General features: G+C 67.8%; 13 protein-coding genes, 2 tRNA genes and 1 pseudogene. 5 read left to right on the top strand and 11 right to left on the bottom strand.

Annotation, left to right across the window (positions count from 1 at the left end; all coding sequences use genetic code 11):
• Nucleotides 1–11: 11 nt before the first annotated feature.
• The 6 genes from DSD19_RS14245 to DSD19_RS14225 are packed head-to-tail and all read right to left on the bottom strand — an operon-like array spanning nt 12 to nt 7,966.
• Complete coding sequence (locus DSD19_RS14245) at nt 12–833, bottom strand: sulfotransferase family 2 domain-containing protein (protein ID WP_075784244.1); 822 nt, start codon at nt 831–833, stop codon at nt 12–14.
• A complete protein-coding gene (locus DSD19_RS21845) occupies nt 830–1,825 on the bottom strand; it encodes a hypothetical protein (RefSeq protein ID WP_165828140.1) in 996 nt (331 codons plus the stop codon). Before DSD19_RS21845 ends, DSD19_RS14245 begins: the two co-directional genes overlap by 4 nt.
• Before the next feature lie 17 nt (nt 1,826–1,842).
• On the bottom strand, nt 1,843–2,856 hold the full coding sequence (locus tag DSD19_RS14240) for a GDP-mannose 4,6-dehydratase (protein ID WP_113670068.1): 1,014 nt from the start codon (nt 2,854–2,856) through the stop codon (nt 1,843–1,845).
• Nucleotides 2,857–3,771: an NAD(P)-dependent oxidoreductase gene (locus tag DSD19_RS14235; RefSeq protein ID WP_113670067.1), complete on the bottom strand. Its 915-nt coding sequence runs from the start codon at nt 3,769–3,771 to the stop codon at nt 2,857–2,859. It abuts the gene before it with no gap.
• Nucleotides 3,768–5,669, bottom strand: coding sequence for a class I SAM-dependent methyltransferase (locus tag DSD19_RS14230; RefSeq protein WP_113670066.1), 1,902 nt, complete (start codon nt 5,667–5,669; stop codon nt 3,768–3,770). Before DSD19_RS14230 ends, DSD19_RS14235 begins: the two co-directional genes overlap by 4 nt.
• Nucleotides 5,666–7,966 (bottom strand): glycosyltransferase, encoded by a 2,301-nt coding sequence (locus DSD19_RS14225; protein WP_113670065.1) that lies wholly within the window; start codon nt 7,964–7,966, stop codon nt 5,666–5,668. Before DSD19_RS14225 ends, DSD19_RS14230 begins: the two co-directional genes overlap by 4 nt.
• 360 nt (nt 7,967–8,326) lie before the next feature.
• Between DSD19_RS14225 and DSD19_RS14220 the strand changes: the two genes are divergently transcribed.
• Nucleotides 8,327–10,678: a tetratricopeptide repeat protein gene (locus tag DSD19_RS14220; RefSeq protein WP_207802470.1), complete on the top strand. Its 2,352-nt coding sequence runs from the start codon at nt 8,327–8,329 to the stop codon at nt 10,676–10,678.
• A 15-nt stretch (nt 10,679–10,693) separates the two neighbouring features.
• Here DSD19_RS14220 and DSD19_RS14215 read toward each other — a convergent pair whose 3' ends face one another.
• On the bottom strand, nt 10,694–11,053 hold the full coding sequence (locus tag DSD19_RS14215) for a YigZ family protein (RefSeq protein WP_113670063.1): 360 nt from the start codon (nt 11,051–11,053) through the stop codon (nt 10,694–10,696).
• A pseudogene (locus tag DSD19_RS14210) lies at nt 11,029–11,490 on the bottom strand (DUF2478 domain-containing protein); the annotation flags it as partial. The pseudogene DSD19_RS14210 and the gene DSD19_RS14215, both read right to left, overlap by 25 nt.
• Nucleotides 11,491–11,546: 56 nt before the next feature.
• Here DSD19_RS14210 and DSD19_RS22595 point away from each other — a divergent pair.
• Entirely contained in the window at nt 11,547–11,672 is a 126-nt protein-coding gene (locus tag DSD19_RS22595) for a hypothetical protein (RefSeq protein WP_256359789.1), read from the top strand.
• A 283-nt stretch (nt 11,673–11,955) separates the two neighbouring features.
• On the opposite strand, the gene DSD19_RS14205 is transcribed toward DSD19_RS22595, so the two are convergent.
• Nucleotides 11,956–12,032 (bottom strand) — tRNA-Met (locus DSD19_RS14205).
• Between the two features lie 489 nt (nt 12,033–12,521).
• Here DSD19_RS14205 and DSD19_RS14200 point away from each other — a divergent pair.
• The gene (locus DSD19_RS14200; protein ID WP_113670062.1) at nt 12,522–13,382 is read left to right on the top strand and encodes an aldo/keto reductase; all 861 of its coding nucleotides are present in this window, start codon (nt 12,522–12,524) and stop codon (nt 13,380–13,382) included.
• Between the two features lie 127 nt (nt 13,383–13,509).
• Here DSD19_RS14200 and DSD19_RS14195 read toward each other — a convergent pair whose 3' ends face one another.
• Complete coding sequence (locus DSD19_RS14195) at nt 13,510–13,845, bottom strand: dihydroneopterin aldolase (protein ID WP_075784236.1); 336 nt, start codon at nt 13,843–13,845, stop codon at nt 13,510–13,512.
• Entirely contained in the window at nt 13,838–14,749 is a 912-nt protein-coding gene (locus DSD19_RS14190; protein WP_165828138.1) for an SDR family oxidoreductase, read from the bottom strand. Before DSD19_RS14190 ends, DSD19_RS14195 begins: the two co-directional genes overlap by 8 nt.
• Nucleotides 14,750–15,510: 761 nt before the next feature.
• Between DSD19_RS14190 and DSD19_RS14185 the strand changes: the two genes are divergently transcribed.
• Together DSD19_RS14185 and DSD19_RS14180 are read left to right on the top strand one after the other, a co-directional pair.
• Nucleotides 15,511–17,754 (top strand): DEAD/DEAH box helicase, encoded by a 2,244-nt coding sequence (locus DSD19_RS14185; protein ID WP_075784235.1) that lies wholly within the window; start codon nt 15,511–15,513, stop codon nt 17,752–17,754.
• 392 nt (nt 17,755–18,146) lie between these two features.
• A tRNA-Leu gene (locus DSD19_RS14180) sits at nt 18,147–18,233 on the top strand.
• Nucleotides 18,234–18,529 lie beyond the last annotated feature (296 nt).

Raw genomic sequence — 18,529 nt, 5'->3', positions numbered from 1 at the left:
CACGGGGAAAATCAACGGTAACGGTCGTAAAGTGCGTAATCCGACGCGTTCGCCATCACGGCGCGCGCCAGCAGATCGGCCGGAAGCGAGCGTTCCAGCGCGGCCAGCTCGTCCTGCCAGCTGTCTACCTGCTTGGTCTGGTTGGCCGCCGCGCCGGACAGGCGGAAGCCGGGGAAGTGGCGGCCGACGGCGGCCTCGATCCGGCGGGCGGAGCGGTCGAACTGCTCGACGATGCCGACCCCGGTCAGGCTGTTCACCTCGTCCAGCCGTTCCGCCGCGACGCGGATGTCGCCGATATGGCGGGGATGGCCGTTGGTGAAGGGGCTGTGGGAACCGTCCTCCATCATCGACAGCACGCAGGTCTGATAGTTCTTGCCGTTATGCATGCCCAGATAGGCGTCGAGCCATTCGGGAAACGCCGCGCTTTGCGCCAGCTTGCCGGAGGGTGTGTCCTTATGCGCCGCCGAGATCGCCTCGAACCTGAAGACCGAAGCCAGCCGCAGCAACGGGTGGCGCAGGAAGACGATGGGGAGCGCGACAAAGTCGTTGCATCTGTGCACCGTCGGAATGAAGGTATGGCTGGTGAAGCCGCGTATCCCGGGATGGCCATGCAGGATCTGCCGCACCAGCGCCGCGTTGAAGGCGGGCGCACGGCGAAACCCGCGATCCTTGTCCAGTTCCATGAAACTGTCGGTGCCGACCGCCTCGCGGATCGCCCGGTCGACGCTGCTCCCTGCATTCTTGTAGACGTGGTAATGGACCAGAACCACGGGCACCGGCGCCGGACGGCCGGCAAGCGCGGACGAAGTCACGTGACGGTCGGCAAGGCTCACGCTGCAATCCCCTCGGCAACGACATGTCCGCGTTGCAGTGCCGCCATGATCGGATGGCTGACGACCCGCTCGAACCTGACAATCTCTGTCTGAATCGCGGTTATGTCCTGCTCTAAGCAGGTCGGATCGAACATGCGGTGCCCTTTTTCCAGGTCGATTTCCGGGACATCCCCAAACAGATCGCCGAGATCCCGATTACAGGAATTGCCGTCCTGCAGCCGTCGCTGCGTGTCCCGATCCAGATAGAAGAGACCCCGGAAACGCTGATGGGCTTGCGCGAGGGCAAGGATCGGCGCGCCATATACCGGCCCGTGAAGGCCCACGGCGTTGAAGACCAATTTGAAGGCGAGGAGATTCCCTGGAATCGACAGGTTCGGGTCCTCGGGCAAACGACCGGGCGTCAGGGGCAAGTCCGCGGCCTCGATGAAATCCGCGATCACGTCGCCGTCGATCAGCCGCCCCCGATCGTAAAGGCGCCAGACGCAGCGCTGGGCGATGCCCTCCCACCGCTTGATGAAGTCTGGAATATCGAAAGCGAAACGACCTTCGAAAAGGAAGACATCCTCGGCGAGCCCGCTTCCCATGACAATCCGGGAATAGGAACTGGTCACATAGGCCAGATATTCGCGCAGATAGCAGAGGGTCACGACCTCGAACCCGTCCAGGAACTCGGCAAGAAGGTCCAGATGCGGGACATTCTGGAACGCTCCCCTGCTGAGGATGAAGGTATGGGTGCCCGCGACCTCCGCAAGAAAGGCGGGGCGCAGGGCGGCCGGTTTCTGGCGGACCTCCGGGCGCGGCCCGCTCAGGCCGCGCGCCAGATGAGGATGCGTCGCGCTTTCGCGCGGTCTTTCCGGCGACCGGCAGCGGCCTGCCAGCGGATAGCAGAACCCGGCCTCGGCCAGCTCTGCCCTGCGGCTGTCGAGGAAGCGCGGGATGCCGGTGGTCCCGGTCTTGTGTCGGCCGATATGCAGGATGACATTTCGCGCCATTCACCCGCTCTCCATTGTCATCGCACCAGCCGGACCGCGCCGTCGGCGACGCGGCCGCGCCAGTAGTCCAGGAGGTCGCGCATCGTCGTCTCGAACGGGATTTCGGGGGCCCAGCCGGTATGGGCGCGGAACTTCGACGTGTCCGGCACCTGCAGATCGGCATCGATGGGGCGCAGGCGGTCGGGGTCGGTCTCGATCCGGATGCTGTCGCGCGCCGGAGAGAGACCGATCAGATGGTCCAGCATCTCGCGGATGGTGCAGGTATGCTCGCCCCCGATATTGTAATAGGCGGCGGGCTGGGGGTTCACCGTCACCAGCATGTAATAGGCCCGCACCGCGTCGCGCACATCGGCGAAGGTGCGCAGGCTGTCGAGATTGCCGACCCGGATCACCGGCGGAATGGCATTGGCCTCGATCAGTGCGATCTGCTTGGCGAAGGAGGATTCCGCGAAGACGTCGCCCCGGCGCGGGCCGGTATGAGTGAACATCCGCGTGGTCATGACCTTCATGCCATAGGCCTCGCCGTAGAACCGGCCGATGAGATCGGTGCCCACCTTCGAAATCGCGTAGGGCGAGGCCGGGTGGAAGGTGCATTCCTCGTCGATGGGCAGCTTCTCGCGCGGGACCCGGCCGAAGACCTCGGAGGAGGCGCAGACATGCACGACGGCCTCGGGCACCGTGCGCTTGATCGCCTCGAGCAGGCGCGAGGTGCCCTCGACATTGGTGTCGTAGGTTTCCAGCGGCGCCTCGAACGAGGTCTTGGGATAGGATTGCGCGGCGAGGTGAAAGACGTAATCGGGCCGGGCCTCCTCGACCGCGTGCAGCATCGACAGGGAATCGCGCAGGTCGCCATGCACCAGCCGCAGCCGGTTGCGCTGGTTGATGCGGTCGGTCAGGTGGGCGATGTTGTCCATCGGGCTGCGCCAGCGGGCCATGCCGACGATGTCCCAGTCGGTCCGGTCCAGCAGGAAATCGGTCAGGTGAGAGCCGACCATTCCGGTGATCCCGGTGATCAGGGCGCGTTTGGGCATTCAGGGCAACCTTCTTTCGACTGGTTCGGGAACGGACCGGGTGGCGGCGCCGAGCATCCAGCCCAGCGTGTTGGCAAGATCGTGGCGCGGCACATGGCCGAGACGTCTGGCGCGCACGGTGTCGCAGGCCTGAAACCGCATGTCGCCCTTGCGGATGAACCGTTCGTCGCGACGGATCTCGGGGGCGTGGCCGCTGAGGCGGGTCAGGGTGTCGAGGATCTCGGCAATGGGCGTGGCGCGGCCGCTGGAGACATTGATGGCCTCAAGGCTCCGGGCAGGCGCCTCCAGCGCATGGGCGAGGATGTCGGCGGCATCGCGGATATCGACGAAATCGCGGGCAATGGCGGTGTCGCCCATGGCGATCTCGGGGGCGCGTTCGGCAAAGGCCCGGACCAGTTTCGGCACCAGATAGCGCGGGTTCTGCCCCGCCCCCATGCAGTTCGAGGGCCGCGCGATAGTGATGTCGAGCCGGTCGCGATACCAGCCCGCGATCACCTCGGCCAGAAGCTTCGAGGCCCCGTAATGGTTGGGCGGCTGTTTCGGGTCGTCCTCGCGCTGGGGCGCGGCGCCGCTGTCGCCATAGACGCTGGTGGCGCTGACCAGCAGGAACCGCCCCGGCAGACCGGCCGTCGCGGCGGCTTGCAGCAGCCGTTCGGTCAGGAAAGCGTTGGTTTCGTAGAAGGCGCGGGTGTCGCCGCCCGCGGGGTTCGATTCCGCGGCCAGATGCACGATGTCGGTGACCCCGTGACGGGCAAGCCAGCCGGCCAGCGCCTCGGGGTCCGAGAAATCGGCGGCGGCGCGGCCCATCGGCAGGGTCTGCCAGCCCCGCGCCGCCAGAACCGGCATGAGATAGCCGCCGACGAACCCGCCGGGGCCGGTCACGGCACAGACCCGCTTGCCCTCCGCCCCGCTCATCTGGGCTTTTCGGCCACGAAGAGGGCCTGGCCGGGCCCGAAATAGCCGAACTCGCGCGACCAGTAGTGGAACAGGAAGGGCCGCGGGAACCCGGCCTCGCGCAGCATGTCCATGAGGTCCCAACCGAAATAGCGGAAGCACAACGCCCCGCCTTCCGGATCGACCGGGTTGCCATGGTATTCGGCGGGCAGGTTATGGATGATCCGGCCATCGGGCGCGAGCTCGGCGCGGATCGTGCTGGGGTAGCGGTCGAGATGGGCGGGCACGCTGAACATCAGACGGCCGCCCGGTTCGAGCACCCGGAAGGCCTCGGCGAAGGCCCGCTCGGGATGGGGGACGTGTTCAAGCACGTCGAAGCTGAGCAGGAATTCGAAGCTCTCCGACTGGAAGCTCAGGTCCTCGAAATTCTCGTTGCGGACACCCTCGAACAGGCCGCCCTTCGGCACGCGGTTGCCGAAATATTCCGATCCGGTCAGGTTCGGGAAGCGGCCCGAAAGCCAGCCGAACAGCCGTGTCTTCTGCTCGGTGATATAGATCCGGCTGTCGGACCTTGGCTCGAATTCCTGCAGGAACAGGTGCATCGACGCGCGCACCCGGTTCGGCAGGCCGCAGGACGCACAGGCGACATGCTCGCGCCAGTTCGGAACCGGGGTGCCGTCGGGATAGGTCTCGCCGCTGTAGAGGAAACTGGTCACCATCGAATGGCGACCGCCGCAGACGGCGCAATAGGCGCTGAAATGGAACCCGTTGCGTCCCTCCTCGCCCCTCGGCACAAGCGCGGCCTCGGTCGCGCGCCGGTTCTCGATCTCGCTCGCCTCGGCTGTCAGGAAGCCGAGATACTGCTCCATGGTGAAGGCCTGCCGGGCCAACAGGAAGGTTTCGGGCCGGCTCCAGGCGGTGTCGGCCTCGGCGCCCGGGCTGTGCGCGTTCTTGCCCCGCGCGCCGTTCCAGAAAAAGGCATAGGGCAGGCTTCGAAGCCGCCGGTTCCCGGGGGCGGTCAGACGCGCGCGATAACGCTGCACCAGCGGTCCGTAGCCGAACGAGTTCGACACGTGGAACACCCTGCTATGTCGCGACAGCTGGTCGGTATCCTCGAGGATGATGCCGCTGTAGTGGACGAAGCGCAGCGGCTGGCCGTTGCATTGCAGCGCGCCTTCGGGACCGTGGATGCGCCGTTCGTGGAGGTTCCAGTAGGCGATATTGTAGCCCGGATGCCGGAGCACATGCACATCGTCCAGAAACGCGGGCAGCAGGTCCATCCATTTCTGGTCGACGAAGATCCCGCGCGGCAGGTCGATGATGCACTGATCGACCAGACGCCGCCCCCACCAGCGCATGACCTCGGCCACTTCCGGCGTGTTGCGAAGCGCGATGAAGCCCAGATTGTAGGCGCCGAAGCGCAGGAAATGGTCGTCCTCGAATTCCGCGCGTTCTGCCGGATGCAGGACATGCGGGGTCAGCACCGCCTGGGCGCCCGCATCCAGTGCCTCGGCGACCTCGGTCAGCGGGCTGAACACCTCGATATCGGGATCGAGATAGATCACATGCGGCGTCGGATCGTCGCCCTGCGCCTGCGCGAATTCCCGCAGGAAGCAGTAGGGTTTGATCGCGGTGCACAGCTCGGTGATGTTGTAGCTGCGGATCATCCGCTCGAGCGCGGGGATGCCGAGCGCCTCGAGCGGTTCGATGCGCATCCCGAGCGGCACCGGATCGTACCCCATGTCCCGGTCGCAGAGATAGACGGTGAAGACCGCGTCGGGATGGGCCTGGCGCAGGCTTTCGCAAAGAAGCCGGGCGCTTGGCAGGAAGTTCCGGGCGCAGATGGTGAAGAAGCGCAGTGCGGTCGCCTTGCCCCCGACGGCACGCAGATGCGAGGCGGGAGCGGTCTCGTGTTTCATGCCGGCACCCCGTCGAGGAGCGCGTTCAGCCGGGCGGCAACCGCCCGCCGGGAATAGCGGGCCTCGCAGAACTCGTACCCTGCGCGGCTCATCCGGGTCCAGAGCACCTCGTCGTCATGCAGTCTCAGAACCGCGTCGGCAAAGGCCTCGGGGCCGTCGGCGACCAGCAGGTCGCGGCCGTCCACAAGCCCCATGCCCTCGGCGGCGAGCGGGGTCGCGACGCAGGGCACGCCATGGGCGAGGCTGGTGCCGATCTTGCCCTTGATCCCCGCGCCATAGCGCAAGGGCGCCACGGTCAGCCGCACCTCTTCGAGTGCGGCGCCCAGATCGGGCACGAAGCCCAGCGCCTCGACCCCTTCGGGCAGCCGCGCCCGCAACCGGTCGGGAAAGTGCGGTCCGACGATCTTCAGCACCATGTCCGGCGCCCGCGCCCGGATCGGCGCCCAGAGCTCGTCGATGATGTAGTCGACCGCGTCGATATTGGGGGTGTGGCCGAAGCCGCCCACGAACATCAGTCCGGTACGTTCCGCAAAACCCGCGCGCGGCGGGCGGAACTCGTTGACCATCGGAATCAGGCGCAGGTCGGCATGGCCGAGCGTCGGCGACAGCACCGCAATCTCGGCCTCGGAGAGCAGGATCGTCGAGTCGCAGCGCTGGATGATGTCGCGTTCGCGGGCGAAGGTCGCATGCGCCGAAACCTCGCGTGCGGCGCTGCCCGCTCTCTGCGCCTCGCGCAGTTCGCGCAGGCCGTGCAGATCGACGGTGTTGAAGACCAGCCGGGCCCGGGGAAACAGCGCGCGGGTGCGCTCGACAAAGGCGCCCCCGGCATAGACCCGTGTCAGCAGGAAGGTCAGCCGGTCGTATCCGGCCGCGGCGATCCGGTCGCAGGCGCTGTCGTAGCCCTGCACCACGGGATCGGTCAGGCACACCACGCCCCGCGCGGCCAGCGCCAGGGCATAGGGGTCGGTCCAGGCGCGCCGGGTGGTGCTGTAGAACAGAACCTCGGCGCCCCGTTCAAGAAAGATATCGATGAAGTTCGACGCGGTGACCGAGCCTGCATCCTGGTCGGGCATCGGCGGCACGCTGTCGACGAAGACCACGGCCTCGACCGGGCCCGGATGGGCGGGAAGGCCCGCATCCTCGGGGGCGGCAGCCTGCGGCGGCTGGGCGGGCTCGCTCTCCGACAGGACCACCGCGCACCCCTGCGTGGCAAAGACCGGCTGGCCGTCGCCGGCCAGAAGCGGCACGAGCCCGGCCAGCGCCGCGACCAGATCCGGCGCACCGGTCGGCCGGGCCCGGGACGCGGCCGCGCGCAGGGGCGCGACGCGCGCCAGACCGAAGACCGGGTCCAGGGCGACCGACGGCTTCAGGCGGAACTGGAAGGGATCGAGAAAATGGAGGTCGCGGCCGATCTCGGCCAGGGTCGTCTCGCCCGCGCGGTGGCGCCAGCCCGACCGCCAGAGCCGTCCGTCGGGCCGCGCGAGCGAAGCGCCGACATGGGCCAGACCGGGATCGCGGACCATCGCCGCCTCGAGAAACGTCCAGGCCGACAGCGCCGGAGACAGCGAGACCTCCCAGAACCCCGCCAGTTCGGCGTCGAGCCCCTTGAGCAAGGCCCTGAGATCGTCCAGAGCGGTTTCGCCTTCCGCAGGCCAGACCCGCACCCGATCGTTGGCCAGGGCAGACCGCCGCGCACGGCCGCAGCCGTCCCGGCCCAGAACATGCACCTTGCCAGAGGTCATGGCCAGCGCCTGCTCGACACGCTCGACCGGAACCGCTCCCCCGTCATCCCGGAACAGAACGATCGGAAAGTCGACGGGCCCGGCCCGCATGCCATAGGGAAAACCGCGCCCAAGAACTGTGTCTGGCAAAGCCGCAAGGTCGAGCCGCTCCAGGACCGGCGCGGGAAGGCGATCCAGAGGCGTGAAGATCCCCGAAAAATCCATCACCGGCGGCGTGACGGCGCCAGTGCCCGCCCCGTCCGCGGCGGCATCGCGCACCGAACCGCAGATCCGGCCTTCGGCGCGGCCGAAACGGATCCAGTGATAGAACGGGTTCATTCCGGCGGCGCGGACATCCGGATTGATCTCGAGATAGCTCACGCCATCGAAGTCGGATCGCGGGTTTCGGCCCTCTTGCGCCCCATAGCGAATGTAATGGGTCAGCGGGTCCACACCGGCCTGGGCGACATCGGTGTAATGCGACAGATACCACCCCGCATCGAAGGCGGGCGCGATGACACGCTTTATGTGAAGACCACGGATCTCCGCTGCGAAGCGGTCGAAAAATGACGCCATCCTTCTTTCCCAGACGGCAGACGTCGCACTCCCGTGCCCCCGTCCCTGCCACCCCCGGCACACCGGCCGCGGATAAACCAAATAGACTCCTGAAAAGCAGGGTGAACTGTCTGCAGTTTAACCATCTTCCTCAACCCTCGTACACCTTGATGTCCACAAGTTCAACCTCTAGGTGCTCACGCCCCAGGCCTTTGCGATCTTCCGCCATCTCATTGATGAAACAGGCTGAAACCCGACGCCTTCCGGTTCTGAAATCGGATATGGGCCAGGGTCGGCGCAAGACTGTCCGCCGCCATACGGGGCTTGCCAGGGTCGGTGCAACGCATGACATTATGCCCGAAAGGCCGGTGCGGCCCAGACGTGGAACCGACGAACAGGATGCAGAACGCAGACCCAGAGATCGCGACGACCGCCGCCGCCCGCGAGGCGTCCGGCCAGGCGCTGACCCGCCCGCCGCAGGACAGGGCGCTGCGGCTTCGAGAGGGCGTTCTGCTGCGCGAGGCGGGCCGGATCGAGGAGAGCCTCGCCCATCTTCTCAGGCTTGCCGCCGACGCGCCCGGGGCCCCATGGGTCGCCATCGAACTGGCCGCGACCCAGCGGCGCGCCTGGGCCTATGACGCGGCGGCCGGAACCCTTGCCGGGCTGCTCGCGGCCGATCCCCGCCAGCGTCAGGCGCATTGGGCCCGGATCGACGCGGCGGCGCAGGAGTTGCGTCTCGACCTGGCGCTCGAGGCGGTCGAGGCCGCGCTGGACGTGCTGCCCGGCGATGCGGGTCTGGCGCTGCGCCGCTGCAACCTGACCCTGCAGCGCGGCCATGTGCGCGCGGCGCGCGACCTTCTGGACGCGCTGGCCGCCGACCGGCCCGGCGATCCGGGCGTAGATCTGGCCCGCGGCCACAGCTTGCTGGCCGAAGACCCCGAAACCGCGCTGGCGCTGGCCGGGGACGTGGTGGCCCGCGCGCCCGGCCTCGTCTGGGCCTGGCCCCTGCGGATCGCTGCGGCGCGCACCCTGTGGCGGTTCGACGACGCCGAGGCGTGGGGCCGCGAGGCCGAAACCCGCTTTCCCGGTCAGGCGCCGGTGCTGCAAGCCCGCGTCGCCACCCGGATGGCCCTGGAAGACCCCCAGGGCGCGCTGGCGCTGCTGCCCATGGCCCCCGACACCCCGGCAATCTGGATCCTGCGCGGCACGACGCTGCTGGCCTCGGGCCGCCCCGAAGAGGCCGATGCCGCCTTCGCCGCGGCGCTGGACACCGGCGGGCTGCTGCCCGGGGCCGCCATCGGCCGGATCGGCGCCGCGCTGGAACTGGACCGGGTCGACGAGGCCCGCGCCGGGCTGAGCGCGCTGATTGCCTGGCACGAGGCCCGGGGCCACCGGAACGGCGACCGCATCCGGGCCGAGATCGCCGGCAGGCTTGGCGACTGGCCCGAGGCCGAGCGGCTTTCGACCCGGCTTCTGGACCGGCAGGGCCCCGACAGGGCGCTGCTTTATCTGCAGGCGCGCGCCCGGTTCGGCCTTGGCCGGATCGAGGGCGCCGTCACCGCGCTGGACACGCTTGGCGCGCTCGACCCCGACCATTCCGCGAGTGCCGGGCTGCGGGGCGAGCTGCATCTCGCCGCCGGACGCCCGGACGCCTATGTCGCGCACCGCCGCGCCCTGTTCCAGCGCCCCGACAGTGCCCGCACCCGGACCGATATCGACTTCGGGCGCGATCTCGACGCGCTGGGGCGGCATGACGAGGCCTCTGCTCGGCTGCAACACCTGCTGGACCGGAACGGCGACGCGCCGAACCTTTTCCTGTCTCAGGCGCTGATGGCCCGGGGCCGGGTCGAGGAGGCAACCGCGATCCTGCCCCGCTTTGTGCGCGGACGGCGCAACATCACCGGCGGGGCCGACGAGGCGATCACCCGCGCGGCGGACCTGGAGCGGCTCTTCGATTTCGAGACGGCCCGGCCGATCCCGACGATGAGCATCTCACCGGCCGCATCGCTGGCCTGGCGGCTTGCCCGCGACCGCAGTCTCGGGCAAGCCGAATGGACGCGGCGGGCGGAACGCGCCAGCGCGATCTGGCGCTGGCTGACCGCCGCCCCGGCAGAGCCCGAGGCGCTGCTGCCCTGGCTGCATCCGGGCGAGGCCGACAAGCTGCGCGCCCTGCCCCGACCCTGCATCCTGACGACGACCCATTTCGGCCCGCTGGTCTATTCGGTCCTGCGCGGGCTGAATGTCGGCTATCACTACCTCGCAGCCCGGTCGGCGGCCAATCCGGCCGCGCGCGGGCTCGGACCGATGATCGCCGCCGCGACCGCCCCGCGCGAGGCGGCGGCCGAGGCGTTTCGCGTGCTGCGCGGCAACGGCATCCTGATGGCCACGCATGACTCTCCGGCGCGGGTGATGCGGCAAGGCGGCCCCGGCGACGTCGCGCGCGGGCGGCTTTTCGGACGGCCGTTCGAGCTGATCGACACGCTGCCCAAGCTGGCGGCCGGGCTGCGCGTGCCCAGCCTGACGCTGCAGGCGCACTGGCGCGACGGGCGCATCGCCTTCGAGATCGCGCCGCTTCCCACGCCCGAGGATGGCGAGCCGACGCAGATGTGGCTCGACCGCTGGGCGCAGGTCTATCTCGACCGGATCGAATGGATCATGAGCGGGCCGCCCGAGAACCAGAATCTCGACGCCCTGAACTGGCGCGTGCTGCTGCTGGACCCGCCGCCCGTCTGACCGGACGACCGGCGCTCAGGCCCTGCCGGGGTGAGTATCGAGATAGATCCGCACGGCTTCCTGCACATGGCGGAACCGGTCGCCGCCCAGCGGCTTGCCGCCATACCAGCGGGTGACCACCACGATATGGTCGCACAGCTCGGCCCGTTCGAGCATGCGCAGGATGATCGCCCCCGCCCCGGTCTCGCCATCGTCGGACTTCACCGGCCCCCCGGCCCCGAGAACGGCCCAGCTGTGATGGGTGGCGCGGGCGAATTTCTTGCTGCGTCGCAGCTCGGCCAGAAAGGCCCGGGCCTCTGCCGCGCTGTGGCAGGACCCGCCCGAGACCGCATAGCGCGAGCCGCGGTCGGTCAGGATGTTTTCCAGAATGCGCATGCCGCACCCTGGGCCGGGCGGGACGCGGGCGCAAGCCCGGCCGCTGTCAGGACAGGGCGCACAGTGCGGCGGGGTCCCGGACCGGAGCCCCGAGCCGGTCCAGCACCGCGCCCGCATCGGGACGAAGCGGCCGGGCGAGCCCCCCCGGCAAACGCCTCGAAGGCCGCGAGGTTCGGGCCGTTGACGCCGGTCAGAACCGGCGGCCCTCGGTCGAGCGCCGCGGCGATCAGGGGCACGAAGCCATGGCCCGCCGCCTCGAGCTTGCCGAACTTGTTCACGATCAATACGGCCGCGCCGTCGAGATGGCGCGCGGCTTCGGCCGCTGCGGCCTCGACCGCGCCCGGCTCCATCCGACAGCCGCGCGAGCCCGACCCCAGCGCCTGCAAGATTCGCAGCACCGGCCCGTCGGGCCGCACCTGCAAATCGATATCGCAGGGATGGGCGCCGGGGGCGGTGGCGGCGCGACCCCGAACGCCTGATCCAGCATCACCACGTGATTGCTGTAGTTCGGCTCGGGCTGGCGCAGGACACCGGGATCGTGACGATCGATGCGCCCCATGCGACGGCCCATCGGACGGCGTCGAGCCTCGCGGTTCAAAAGGGCGGCGCGGACGGCTGATCGGGCGGAGGTCGAAGATCAGAAAACGATCCGGGGGATCGTTTTCACGAGAACGGGCGGGCTGAACTCCACACTGCACGTCCTGGCCGATGCGAAGGGTCGCCCGATCCTGTTCCTCTCGGCCTGCGGTCTGGCCGCGACCGTCATCTATTGTGTCGTGAACCCTGACTCTACACCTTGGTGCCGGTCGCGGGAGACGTCACGCCTGAACCCCGTTCGGCTTGGGGTAGATCATGGACAGGATTGCAGAGGGCGAAAACTTATCAATAAAATTATTGATAATTGGTAGCGGAGGAGGGACTCGAACCCCCGACACAAGGATTATGATTCCTCTGCTCTAACCAACTGAGCTACTCCGCCAAGAGTGTGGCGCTGAGTAAGGGACGGCTTCGGGGGCGTCAAGCCGAAATTCGCGAGCCCCTCGCCGGGGCCCTGCGTCATTCCAGCGACCGTCCCGGCAGGGCCGGACGCCGCAAAGGCCTGCCGTCGCGGGGTCGAGGTTCCGAACGGCATGTCTTCCCCCGTCGGAGCGCAGATCCTTGTCTCTTTCGCCGGTCCATGCGGGAAGCGGCCGGTGCACCATCGCCCGGGGCCGACGGGACGCGCTGCACCTGTGCCGGACCGCGATCCGAAGAGCGGCTCTCGCCATGGGCGCCGTCGGCGCCGCATGGGGGCGGTCGGGCGCGGCAGGGGCCTCGACCCGCATTGATGAGATTCCATCATGAGTGGTTGCGATCCCGTCCCGATTATCCCGCGACCATCTTCCCCCTAGATCACTCCAGGACGGGTGGCCGCGGGCCGCCCGGTTTGGACACGGCTCTTGGAAGCCAGCAGGGAAGGAGACCGAAAATGTTCCTGCAAGAAACCCGGACCCTGCCGAACGGCGTCGCCATTCCCAAGCTTGCGCTGGGGACCTGGATGATCGACGATGCCAAGGTGACCGACGCGGTGAAGGCCGCCGTCGAGATCGGTTACCGCCGTATCGACACCGCGCAGGCCTATGGCAACGAGCGCGGCGTGGGCGAGGGTGTGCGCGCCTGCGGCCTGCCCCGGGACGCGTTGTTCGTGCAGACGAAGCTCGATGCCGGGATCAAGGACCATGGCGGCGCCAGGGCCGCCATCGATGGTTCGCTGGAGACGCTCGGGCTCGATTATATCGACCTCATGGTCATCCACAGCCCGCAGCCCTGGGGCGCGTTCGGCGACACGGACCGCTTTTTCGAGGGCAACCTCGCGGCCTGGACGGCGCTGGAAGAGGCGCTGGAGGTCGGCAAGATCCGCGCCATCGGCGTGTCGAACTTCCAGACGGCCGATCTCGACAACCTGCTCGACCATGCCAGGATCAAGCCGATGATCAACCAGCTGCTGGCCCATATCGGCAACACGCCCTTCGAGTTGATCGACTATAGCAAGGCCCGGGGTCTGCTGGTCGAGGCCTATTCGCCCATCGCCCATGGCAAGATCCTCGACAATGCCGAGATCGGCACGATGGCCGGGAAATACGGTGTGAGCATCCCGCAACTCTGCATCCGTTATGTCCTGCAACTTGACCTTCTGGCGCTGCCCAAAACGGCGAACCCCGAGCACATGAGGACCAACGCCGACCTCGGCTTCGCGATCTCGGAGGACGACATGGCCAGGCTGAAGGCGATCACCGCCAAGGACTATGGCGATGCCAGCGGCTTCCCGGTCTATCGCGGCAAGGCGTGATCCGGTCGCAGTCGCCTGGACCCCGGCAAGGGGCGGATGCGATGGGCGCCCCGCGATCCGGGGCGCCTGTCATACGATGCCGCCCGGCGTGTCATTGGCGCGCCAGCGGCGCGTGGCGCACCCGGTGTCAGTCCCCGCGGTATGAAACGCCGACGGATTTGCAATCCTCGAACACATCCGGCTTTCTGGAATAGACCGTCGCAGAGAGTGCCCCCAGCGACAGGATGTGATCGTGAATCCGGACGACAAGGTCTTCCTGGGTTTCGATGAACTGCATCGAGAACGCCCTGATGAACGCCACCACCCGGTCATAGTCGAAAATGTCGTCCTTTCCGAAGGATCGGGACGTGACGTCGATCTCTGCGCAGATCAGTACCCTTTGCGGGGCCTTCTTCTCGAAATCGTGGATGCCAAGATACATCCGGATTTCCAGATCCTCGAGGACGATCCTGTACCTACTCATCGAAGTGACCTTCCTTGGCAAGAAAGGCCACATCCCTTGACAATCGCATCATCGACTGTCCGCCATCGATGGTGATGATCTGATCGTTGCAGCTTTTTGTCTTCCAGAGGAAAAGCGCCGCATCCGCGATGTCGGACGGGAAGACTCGCCTGCCCAGATAGTTGATGCGGCTGCTTTTCTCGAAATTCTCGGGGCTTTGCTTGCCGCTGATCAGGGTGATGCTGGGCGCAATCCCGCAGACCCTTGGAAGCCCGGCAAAACGCATCGCCATCATCCGGGTCGCCGCCAGCAGGGCGGTCTTGCTCAGGGTATAGGTGAAGAAGTCGGGATTGATCGCAAACACCTTGTTGTCGAGCATGTTGAGGATCAGCCGATCCTCGGCCTCCTCCGGCTGGCGCCGCATCAAAGCCCCCAATTGCACGGGCGCCTTGAGGTTCACGCCAAGATGATCGTCGAATTGCGTGTCTTCATAATCCAGCAGGTCGTCATTCACGAACATCGAGGCATTGTTGATGCACAGATCGACCGCACCCATCGTGGCGCGCACCTCGTCGAACATGCGCTCGGTCTCGCTGCGGTCCCGCAAGTCGGCGCGGTGTATCGAGCAAATCGACCGCGACGCGGTCAATTCGTCCCGCAGGGCCTCGGCCTCGCCTTCGGACGAGCCGTAATGGATGGCGACCTTGAAACCGGCCCCCGCGAAGCGGCGCGCCAGATCCGCCCCGATCCGTTTTGCCCCGCCGGTGATCAGGATGTTAGGTATTGCCAGGCTCCTTTCCGTCCAAAATCTCGGGCCTCGCCTGCGTGAAGGATCGGATCGTGAACATGAGATCCTGCGCGAAGAATGCCCTGTCCGAAGGTCTCCAGACCGTATCCTCTGGACGCGCCGTGGTGGCAACAACAATCGGGCTTTCCTTGCCGTCCGTGACGCCCGACAGAAACGAACGAAGACGCAATGGGGTGCCAGTCGTCTCCGCCGGATCCTGACGCCTGACGCCTCTCGATCTCCTGAGAATGTCAGACCTTCGACGACAGGAAAGAGCGACAATCGCCCTGAAAGACCTCGCGTGCCATGCCAGCGACACGCACCCGAAGCCCGGCAATCCGGCAGGCGGGTTTCGACAAGGCCTGTCGTCTGCCTCGGCGCCATGCCGAACCGTACTTTCACCGTCAGGCCGGGCCGCATCGCTGCGTCACTGCAGGTGGGTTGCGGGCCCTGCATGCCGGTCGGTCTGCCCGCCCACGTCCTCTCGGGATCGCACACGATCATCCGCGAGCCCGGGCGCGTCAACGCTTCGGCGCGGGCCCGCCGGGTCCTGATCTTGTCGGTCGGGAGTGCCGGTCTGCTCATGCCCTCCAGCCATCACGCTGGCTTCCCGGGGCGGAATCCCTCTCGGGCCTTTTGCAACGGCGTCTCCCGCCTCTGCCACCAGATCCCCGCGCCCAAAGCAGACAACAGAGCCGGTCTCGAACGTCCCTGCGCTCATGCGGACCCCTGTCGGCAGAAAGTCCCGACCCCGGACAGGCGCGACCGGGTCCCGGGGCGCGAAACTTCGCGCCCGCCCCGCGCAGAGATCGCTTGTGCCTAGACATGCGCGCCGTGATACCCTAGCGGTGCCTTTTTGGCCCGCCATGCTGGCGCGGCGCCCCACGGATGGTCCCCAGATGATCCCGAGTCTTTCCGAAGCCCTCGCCGAACGCGGGTTCGATACGCTGACCGATGTACAGAAGGCCGTCACCGCGCCCGAACTGGCCGGAGCCGACCTGCTGGTCTCGGCCCAGACCGGCTCGGGCAAGACCGTGGGCTTCGGGCTGGCCATCGCGCCGACCCTGATGGGCGAGGACGACCGGATGGGGCCGCCGGCCGCCCCGCTGGCCCTTGTCATCGCGCCGACCCGCGAACTGGCCCTGCAGGTCCAGCGCGAACTGGTCTGGCTTTATGCGCGGACGGGCGCGAAGGTCGTGTCCTGCGTCGGCGGCATGGATGCCCGTGACGAACGCCGGGCGCTCGACCGGGGGGCCCATATCGTCGTCGGCACGCCCGGAAGGCTGCGCGACCATATCACCCGGGGCGCACTCGATCTGTCCGATATCCGCGCCGTGGTGCTGGACGAGGCCGACGAGATGCTCGATCTCGGCTTCCGCGAGGATCTGGAATTCATGCTGGGCGCCGCCCCGGCCGAACGGCGCACGCTGCTCTTCTCGGCGACGGTGCCGCCCGCGATCGCCGAGCTTGCCAAGCTTTACCAGCGCGACGCCGCGCGGGTGACGACCCTGTCGCGCGGCAGCCAGCATGCCGATATCGCCTATAAGGCCGTGCAGGTGACGGCGGCCGATGCCGAACATGCCATCATCAACCTGTTGCGCTTCCACGATGCGCCCACCGCCATCGTCTTTGCCAATACCCGGGCCGCGGTCAGCCGTCTGGCGGCGCGCTTTGCCAACCGGGGCCTGTCGGCGGTGAGCCTCTCGGGCGAGCTCAGCCAGGACGAGCGCAGCCATGCGCTGCAGGCGATGCGCGATGGCCGGGCGCGGGTTTGCGTTGCGACCGATGTCGCGGCGCGCGGCATCGACCTGCCCAATCTCGATCTGGTGATCCATGCTGATCTGCCAAGCAATACCGAGACGCTCCTGCACCGCTCGGGCCGCACCGGCCGGGCCGGGCGCAAGGGGATCTCGGCGCTGATCGTCCCGGACAAGCTGGCCAAGAAGGCCGCGCGGCTGCTGAAATGGGCCAAGATCGAGGCCGAATGGATCCTGGCACCGACGCCCGAGGAAATCCTCGCGCTCGACGAGACCCGGCTCCTGGCCGATGCGCTGTGGGAGGCCGACCCGACCGAGGCCGAGGCCGCCTTCGCCGCCCGCCTGCTGGCCGACCGCAGCCCCGAGATGATCGCGGCCGCCTGTCTCAGGCTTTACCGCGCGGGTCTCTCGGCCCCCGAGGAGCTGAACGCACCCGCCGCGCCCGGCGCCCGGCCCGAACGTCCGCCCTTCGGCCCCTCGATCTGGTTCGAGCTGTCGGTCGGTCGCGACCGCCGGGCCGAGCCGCGCTGGCTGTTGCCGCTGGTCTGCCGGGCCGGAAACCTCGAACGCTCGCAGATCGGCCGGATCCAGCTTCTTGCCAGGACTTCGCTCGTTGAAATCGCCGAGGCCGCCGTGCCGGGCTTTGTCGACCGGATCGGTCCCGAGGGGCTTCTGGAAGACGACATCCGCGCCAAGCGGTTCGACGGCCCCATCGAGGATACCCGCGGGCCGCGTCCGCGATCCGAACGCCCGAAACCCGAACGCTCGAGACCCGAAAGACCCGGACCGGAACGCCCCAAGGCCGAATATCCCAGGCCCGAGCGGGCGCCCGAACCGCCGCGCCCGGCCCCCGCCGAGGCGACGGCGCCAGAAATGCCGCCCGCCACGGACGAGGCCGGCGTCAACCGTCCCGAACCAACGTTCAAGCCCCGGCCGACGCCCCGCCCGGATCGGCCCGATGCCCGGTCGGCCGAACCGGAGACGCCAAGGCCCAAGGCGCCAGGACACGCGCGCGACAGGGCGGCCGATGCCCGCCCGGGCGACCGGCCACGCAAACCCCGCCATGGCGCCGAGCGCGCCACCACCCGGGCGGAGTCCCCGGCGCCACGGCCGAAGGAGGGGCGCAAGACCGGGCCGAAAGGCGCCGCGAAGGACTGGTCGAAGGACTGGTCGAAGGACCGGCCCAAGGACAAAAAGCGCCGTGCGGAGACAGACGCGGCCCCCGCAGACCGGCGCCGGGCCGATGCCGCCGATCCCTCGAAGCGTCTGGAACGGCCGGGGGCCCCGACCGGCAAAGGCGGCAAGCCCAAGGGAGCCGGGGTCAAGCGCGGCGGGCCGAAGCCGGGTCACGGCGGCGGCAATGCTCCCCCGAAACGCAAGCGCTGAGCGCCCTGCGGGCGAACGGCAAGACCGGCCGGATGCGCGGCCACCTTCGATGCAGGACGATGGCCGCACCGGCTGGCCCGTTTCCCCCGCCCGTGCCAGCCGCCTGCGCCTCGTCGGACGGCCAGCGCAGCCCGGCCGAGGCATGGAACGCCCAGCCGGGCGCGTATCCCGCCGCTCTTCTGGACACCGTGCGGAGGCTGTGCGAGAATCTGGGTTCGATGCGATGCGGGCGTGGCGAAACTGGTAGACGCGCGGGACCTAAGATCCCGACATCTCGTCCGGGAAGCGCAATAAAATAAAGGCTTTGTGCGTCCGCCTCGACGTTCAGGCCCTAGATAGGCCCTATTGAGGGGGTTGAAGGCAGAATCGCAGGCGAGATAGAACGCGCCTATGGCCCCGTGGCGGAATTGGTAGACGCATGGCACTTAAAATGCCTGGCCCGTATGGGTGTGAGGTTTCGAATACCTCCGGGGCCACCACCTTCACTCAGCTTGCCAGCGCGGCCTCTGCCACCCGGACTGCCAGCGCATCATCCCAGTCCTGACGGGCGTAGTTATACCACGGACAAACGACACGGACGTTGTCCTCCGTTTATCCTCCAGTCACATCGATCCTGTCCGCGCTCGGCGCCAGCGACCGACGGAACGCGCCGTCGATGCGGTCCCAAGAGAGCGAGAGGCCGGTTCGTGCTCTGCCTGTGACCTGCCCCCCGCGAGATCCCTCAGTCTGATGTAGAGTCTGCTCAACCGCGAAGGAGCAGACGCATGCGAAAGAG

Source organism: Rhodovulum sp. BSW8 (assembly GCF_003314725.1).
Taxonomy (GTDB): domain Bacteria; phylum Pseudomonadota; class Alphaproteobacteria; order Rhodobacterales; family Rhodobacteraceae; genus Rhodovulum; species Rhodovulum visakhapatnamense.
This window is presented reverse-complemented; position numbering and strand designations above follow the sequence as displayed.